The organism is Phycisphaerae bacterium (assembly GCA_035384605.1).
Lineage (GTDB): Bacteria > Planctomycetota > Phycisphaerae > UBA1845 > PWPN01 > JAUCQB01.
Map to the genome: position 1 here is coordinate 1 of DAOOIV010000175.1, position 7,262 is coordinate 7,262.

The 7,262-nt window shown below is 62.1% G+C and carries 5 protein-coding genes; 1 reads left to right on the top strand and 4 read right to left on the bottom strand.

Annotated elements, in window-relative coordinates; translation table 11 throughout:
• The 4 genes from PLL20_21060 to PLL20_21075 all read right to left on the bottom strand — a co-directional run.
• On the bottom strand, positions 1 to 756 hold a 756-nt coding region (locus PLL20_21060; GenBank protein ID HPD32491.1), incomplete at its 3' end, for a hypothetical protein.
• Positions 753 to 2,198: an MFS transporter gene (locus tag PLL20_21065; GenBank protein HPD32492.1), complete on the bottom strand. Its 1,446-nt coding sequence runs from the start codon at positions 2,196 to 2,198 to the stop codon at positions 753 to 755. The genes PLL20_21060 and PLL20_21065, both read right to left, overlap by 4 nt.
• Positions 2,199 to 2,492: 294 nt before the next feature.
• Entirely contained in the window at positions 2,493 to 5,294 is a 2,802-nt protein-coding gene (locus PLL20_21070; GenBank protein ID HPD32493.1) for a hypothetical protein, read from the bottom strand.
• Between the two features lie 130 nt (positions 5,295 to 5,424).
• Complete coding sequence (locus tag PLL20_21075; protein HPD32494.1) at positions 5,425 to 5,931, bottom strand: hypothetical protein; 507 nt, start codon at positions 5,929 to 5,931, stop codon at positions 5,425 to 5,427.
• 673 nt (positions 5,932 to 6,604) lie between these two features.
• Here PLL20_21075 and PLL20_21080 point away from each other — a divergent pair.
• Positions 6,605 to 6,883: a twin-arginine translocase TatA/TatE family subunit gene (locus PLL20_21080; GenBank protein HPD32495.1), complete on the top strand. Its 279-nt coding sequence runs from the start codon at positions 6,605 to 6,607 to the stop codon at positions 6,881 to 6,883.
• Positions 6,884 to 7,262 lie beyond the last annotated feature (379 nt).

A 7,262-nucleotide genomic window follows, 5' to 3' on the forward strand; every position in this document is an offset into this window, starting at 1 on the left:
GTTGCCGCGGAGCTTGACCTTGAGGCATTTCAGTCCATCGCGGCGAATCCAGTCCAGCAGAAGAACCGGATAGCCGTCCTCGGGCTCCGAACCGCTCAATTCAGAAGCATCAAGCGGATCAAGCCCCCCGACCAAGTGCCAGGCGGCAAGTCGCTTCTTCGGGTCTGCGATGAGGTAATCAGCCGGATACCGTCCTGAGAATCTGACCTTGACGCCGACGGCCGGCTCCAGAAACTCAGCCAGCGTCCGGTTCATGAACTCGCCGCTGTAGGTCTGATACACCGGCCGATCGACCAGTCTGCCCAATGCGTCATGCAGAGCGATATCGAACGGCGAGCAGCACACCAGCGCCGCCAGCCAAGGCATGTGCTCCGACGGATCGAGATACTCACGGTTGATCGCGGCCAACAGAACCGGCAACACATCCCGCTGAAATGAGTGACCCACCTCGATCGGATGGCCCGAAACGTCGAACTCCGCCCACGCCTTCGTCAGCATCCCGCAGAATCGCTTGAGCGTCTCGTGCCGGCGATCGTAAGTCAGCCCGCTCGGCCAGACCCACTGCACGCTCAACGGCGTCTCGCCCCAACCCTCGGCCGTTCGCCCCGCAGCATCACGCACCTTCACGCATGCGCGAGCACAGGTCACATAGGTCAGCGTCTCCGGCCCGAACTTCAGCGGCACGCGCGTTCGAACCGGAAGAAAGTACAGCGATGCACCGACTGCGCGAACGTCCGTGAGCTTTGTCGTCTTCACCCGCTCTCCTCCCGCCCGGCGGCCGCCCTCTCAAGTTCGGGCACCGGTCCACCGAGTGGTGACCCGACGCCGTCCTCTTGCATCTTGCCGCCGGTGTCCGGAGCAAACCAGATGACGAGAAGACCCAGCAGATAAACCGTCGCGATGGTCATGGCGGCCGGCCGGTAGTCGCCGCCAAACGCACTCACGAGGTAGCCTGCCCCGAACACTCCCAGACCAGTCAGCACTCGGCCGATGTTGTAACAGAAACCCTGCCCGCTCGCCCGGATGCGCGTCGGGTAGAGCTCCGGCAGGAACTTTGGCAGCCAGCCGAAAAAGCCGGTGACAAACAAGCCGGCCAGTGTGCCCATCAGCAACATCAGCCAACTGAAATGCGTATTGAAGAAAAAGAGGCCGCTGACGGTCGCCCAGGCGCCGAAACACAGAAGCAGCCACGACCGGCGATTCCCCAACCAGCCCGCCGCAAGCCCGCCCATGAAGCCGCCGACCATCTGCCCGTACGCCGCCCATTGCGCAACAATCGTCCTGCCGCTGCCGTGATGGGTCGTTCCTTCCGTGATCTGGTCGACGTAAGTCGCCAACCACAGGAAGCTGCCCCACGTCCCCAGCAACGCCACCGTGGACAGCAGGCTCCCCACCACCGTCGATCGACGATAGCTGCGCGAGAACAGGTCTCCGAGCGACGAATGCTCCTTCTTGGCCCGCGAGACTCTCCATTGGGTCGGCTCGGGCACGAAAAAGATCAGCGGCAGGCTGCTGATGCCGATGAAAAAACCCATCCCGATCACCCATCGCCAACTGTAACCCACCATGAGACGCGAATAGGTCGCCGCGACGAAATAGCCCACGTTGGCCGCCGCGCCGATGGCCCCCGCCAGCACGGAACGCAGTCGCTCCGGCCAGGTCTCGACCACCAGGGCCACGCACAAGGGCCACGTGCCGCCCAAACCCATCGCTCCGAAGAACCGACAGGCGATAAAATGCCACCAGTGCCCGGACAACGCCGACAAACCCGTGAACGCCGCATACATCGATACCGACAACAGCAGCGATCGAACGCGCCCGAAGCGATCACCCAGCCGCCCGAACAACACGCCCCCGGCCGCCGCCCCCCACATCCACATCGCCAGCGATAGGCTGAACTTCGGACCGACCACCTCGTCGATCTGCTTGGTGAGCGGTTCGAGCCGACCGAGCAGTTCGCCCTGGGCCGATTCCGGCACGCCATCAATCTGTGTTTTCAGATCGTTTGCCTGAGCCACCAGGTCCGAGATCTGCGGAATCAGATCCTTCAGGGCCTCCCGGGTCATGATCGTGTATACGCCCTGCTCAACCCCGTCGAAACCCCACGCCAAGAGAGCTGCGATCAGAGCCAGCCACCGCCAGAACGGCCGACTCTGGTAGATGTCCTTCTCAAGCCGCGTGTTCTCGAAAGAGCTCATGCAGGTTTTCCTCATATGCACCGATCATGCCGACAACCTTAGAACCTTGCGGCCGGACATCTGTGCGGCTTGCGCGCATGTTTCCGGATCGCAGTGCGCCGGGTGCCATGCCCACGGCTTTGCGTGGGCATGCGCCTTTCAATCCTTACGGCCAGACGTCTGTGCCGCTTGCGCGCGTGTTTCCGGATCACAGAGCCCTTGGGCTGCGGCCCGCAAAAAGGCGGTCCGCCTTAGGTGATAGAGGATCGTCTTGAAGCGGTCAAGGATCAGTCTGTCTGGAGTGTCTGCGGGGTTTCACGGCGCCGAGCAGTCACAGGCCGGATCGGGCTCGAGGCCAGGACCACTCAGGCAGTCGCGAAAGATGCCCAGATCATCAGCGTCCGTGTCGTCATCGTGATCCAGGAGTGTACGGTCGCACAACGGATCCATTTGCAGCACGCCCACTCCGGTGAGGCATGCCTGCATGCGCCCGAAATCAGCCTGGTCCACGTCGCCGTCCTTGTCGAAGTCCATCCGAACCGGAATGGGCGATGCGGGCTCGCCGATGATGTCACCGGCCTCGTACACCAGAATCCCCTGAGCATACACGGCCGCAAAAAGCCGTTGCGGGTTCAACCAATCCTCGCCCAGCACCAGACTGCTGTAGGACAGGGTCTGGCCGATCTTCTGCCTGACAGCGCCCTGGCTGTGAAAGTTGTCAATCGACCACGAATAGCCCGATCCGCGACAGACGTAGATGTTGCCGCTGTAGCCACTGGAGATCATCGGCCGGTAGTTGACCTTTCCCTCCCCGGCCGTGTCGGTGATCCGCTCCCATGTCGCCCCGTGGTCGGCCGTGCGCCACACACCGGCTCCCTGGGTGCTCAAGGCAAAAACCCCCGGGTTGTGCGCGTCCGCCGCAAGCCAGCGGCCCATGCTCGCCGGATACTGCACCGATACACCGAAATCATCCGCGTAATTGGTCTCGGCGGCGATGAACACATCGTCGTAATCAGATTCGGTCTTGCACGTCACCAATCCGAAGTACCCCGGACCGTCCCAACGGTGATTCGGGTCCGTGTATGTCCCTATCGAGGTTTCGTTGACAAACAGCTCGAACTGGTTGCCCCATGCATCGAGCCGAATGGTCGTCCACTGCGCAGGGTCCGCAACCGCGACCGAGCTTAAAACCGTCTTGTCGGTTTGGTTCCAGAGGGCGACTTCGCCGTTGCGTCTCATAAAGACCAGCCATCCGGACGAACCCCAGTGGCTGTCCACGTCGCTCAGGCGAATGCTGAATCCGACCCAGTTGACCGGATCGTTGTTGTAAGAACTGATGATGCGCATCCGGCACCGGTACGAGCCGTTTCCGAACGTGTGGTGATCCAGGTTCACCCGATAGTTGCAGTACACGTTGATCCGCTGGTGCATCGCGTAATTGGAAATGTACCAATCACCGTCGCCGATCCGCCAGTCGCCGTAAAACATCCCCTCGCGCACGTGCGCCCACGTCCGGCCGCCGTCCGCCGAACGCCAGACATAGCCGTGCTGCTTGTTACTGCTGTAGGTTGGCCAGGCAGCGGCCAAAACCACGTTCGGGTCAAATGGGTCGCCGGCCAGGTCGGAAAACACGGTGAAACCCTTGGGGACGGCCGGAATCGTCCCCGCCTGCGTCCAGGTATCGCCGCCATCGTCGCTTCGCAGCACCTTGCTGCCGTCGCTGTCCCCGATCCAGATCCGGTTGCAGGTTCGCGGGTCCGGCCAGAAGCCGAATACCTCGGTAGGCCCGGTCTCGGGGTAAATCTCCTGCCACGTCAGCCCGAAATCCACCGACCGCCAAAGCCCACCCTGCAATGCCGCGCTGTACCAGCGGTTGGGGCGGTATCGGTCGACGCGCACGAAATCGCCCGGCGACATGGAATAGCATTCCCAGTTGGCTTCCCCCGGCAAACGCCTGTAAATGACATCACCGCTGAGAATGCAGTATCGCACATCTCCCACCGCGAAAGCCTGCAACCCATAGAACAGCGACGTCAGCGGCAGACCGGTGTTGATCTCCATGAAGGTTTGGCCGCCGTCGACGCTCTTGTACATGCCCAGACCCCACGTGCCGACGTAAACCACGTTCGCGTCGGCCGGATCGACCTCGATGGCTCTCGCCCCGCCGAGCAGCACCGGGCCGGCAGTCCACGTAGCGCCGTTGTCGAGACTGCGCCAGATCTTGTTCCCCGAGATGGCATAGACAACCTGCGGATTCGACGGGGCAAAGCGAATCGCGGCAATGAGCATGTTGTTGAACGATTGTGTTTGGCGCGCCCAGGTCACGCCGTAGTCCGCGCTCAGCCAGGTCCCCCCGGCGGCACCCGCCCAGATCTTGTTCGGCGAAAGCGGATTGATGACCACTTCGTAGCTGCTCGCATCGCCCGTCACCGGCGGTGAGTTGACCCACGTATAACCGCCATCGATCGAGCGGTACACGGAGTTGTGCGGCGAACCACAATAAAGGCGACTGACGTCGGATGCGTCCAAGGCAATCGGCCATGCGTCGTTGCCCACCCCGCCCCCCGCAAGCGACCCGGCGATGTTTGTCCAGTTGGCCCCGCCATTGGTAGACTCGAACACCCCGCCGTCACACCCCGAGATGATCGTACCGGCGAACAAATGATTCGCGTCGTTCGGGTCCACCACGACGCCCTGCACACCGTTGCAGATTCCGCTCAGCGTCGTGCCGCTGCTCGAGAGAAACCACGAGGCCCCGCCGTTGGTCGTCTTGTAGACTTGCCCCCCGCTGGCCACCCAGACAGTGTTCGGATCAGTCGGATGGACGGCCGGTCCCTGGTGCAGGAGATGATCGAACCCCGGCCCCTTGTCCCCGTTGAAAGTCGCGGTCTTGGACCAGACCTGTCCACCGTTGGTGGTCTTGTAGATTCCAAGAGATCGAGTCTGGATATAGATGACGCCGGGATTACTGGGAGAGATGCCGATCCCGATCACAGTCAAATGCCGAAGACCGGCGTTGTCGGCCACCCACGTACCGGCCGCTGCCGTGCCGCCCGCCAAGTAACACAGGAAACCCGCACACCAGCATACCCGGATGGTTCGACGATTGTTTCCCAACAGCCTCTCCTCCGCTCCCCGCGACCATGACACCAATATACCACAACCCGGTCTCGTCCCGGCAGACCTTGCCCATGCCCACCAAGGCCTCCACACCCCATGGCTGCTGATCGCACCAGTCGAGGAAAGATCAAGAACTCGCCGGCGCGCTGGCGGGTTGATCACGAACCGTTGCCGGTTTGGCGGGCAGACCCGTGGTATCCGCCGCCTTGGCCTTGTTGATGCTGGTGAATTCCAGGTACCACACGCCGCGTCGGTAATAACGCTTACCCTTGACCTCGACCTCCTGATAAGCCAGGGGAATAAGCTTGTCCGGCGAATACTTCGCCCCAGTGCCGAGCAGGATCAGACCGGCCGGCGTGTCCAAACCCGCCGGCACACCGGCTTTGAGCCGATCCGCCGTAGTCTTGCCGCGGTCGGCATCCGGGTACTTGTCCGTCATGAAGCTGTGCACATCAACCAGACGACCGGTCAAGGTCACATTTTGAGGCTCCGGCAGGCGCACTGACGACTTGGCCTCGGCCGGGGCGTTTGCCGGAAGTGTCTGCGCATTCGCCGCAAGATCCAGAATCGCCCAACCACCAAGGCCGGCCACGATGAGACCCGCACACACGCCAAGGGTTCTGCCACACGTCATGATGTCGTCTCCCTTACAGCCGAGGCGCTCGCCGTCAACTGCCTCATCTCGTTGACACGCTGGTATACGAGCGCCGGGCGCTTGGCTTCACACCAGGACCGTACCCAAACAACGAATTGCGCAACCTAGTAATCGGCAATGTTTTAAGTGATCTGAACCATCCAAACGACCGGTACCGATCGTCCTGCCTGTAGGCCATGAGTCGGAATCCCGCCAAACGAACGACTCCAAGCACGGGAAACCGCCGCTCACCCCGCCAATGTGCCCTTTTCCCCACAGGCTTCGTGGCGACACTCCCCTTCGGCCAGCCGCCAGGTGCCAGCCCGCACGCTGGCCGCAGGCCCGCCACGCCTCTCCCGTACCTTGCCCGTGTTACCCGGGGCATAGGCTCTCTGACGCGGCATCCATAAACCGTGTCTGGACATAGGCCTGCAGGCGAGTCTCTTTCGTCATTCGTATTTCGTCATTCACCTGGACTTGTGTCTTGGTCATGCGCTGCAGACGTACAGCCCTTGCAACGCCACACTCGTCGGTCAGGGCGAGACCTGGTGTATCATTTGGGTCGCGCTCGGGTTACAATGGTCCATCTGGAGAAAACTCAACAGCCTCGGGGTGGCTGGGTCCCAGGCAGTAGCCGCGTCCGCGCCGCCACCCCGAGCGTGGAGCAGTCCCTATGACGGCAAACGCGATAGCCTTTCTCAGCCTCCCCGGCGGGCCCGAGTGGATCATCATCGGGGTGGTGGGCCTCCTGATATTCGGCAAGAAGCTGCCTGAGGTCGCTCGTTCGTTGGGAAAAAGCGTGGTCGAATTCAAGAAAGGGCTCAAGGCCGTCGAGGACGAGATCACCAGCGCCGGCAACGAGTCCGACAACCCCTCGAACCAGTTGCCTCCGACCAGCAACCCCTACAGTTCGGAATCCGCAGCCGAGCCGCCGCCGAACCAAAACTCCTGACAGCCCACCCGACGTGCTCGTTCGCCCACCACTGGCGGCTTAGAACATGCTGGTCCGCCGAACTCCCCACACCGGGCGGCAAGTGAGAACTCCGCTTCGCCTGCCCGGCGGTACCAGCTCCTGCCTACCTCCAATTCGCATAGCTCCTTAGAACCTTACGGCCAGATATCTGTGCGGCTTGCGCGCATGTTTCTGGATCGCAGAACGTTTGGGTTGCGGCCCGCAAAAAGGCGGTCCGCCTTAGTCCCTTCCGTCGCGACTGGTACGCATTTCGCGCGCATGTTTCTGGTTCGCAGAGCGCCGGGTGCCATGCCCACGGCTTTGCGTGGGCATGCGCCTCCAAATGAACCGCTCAGCCCGGAATCCTTTCCGGGCCGCA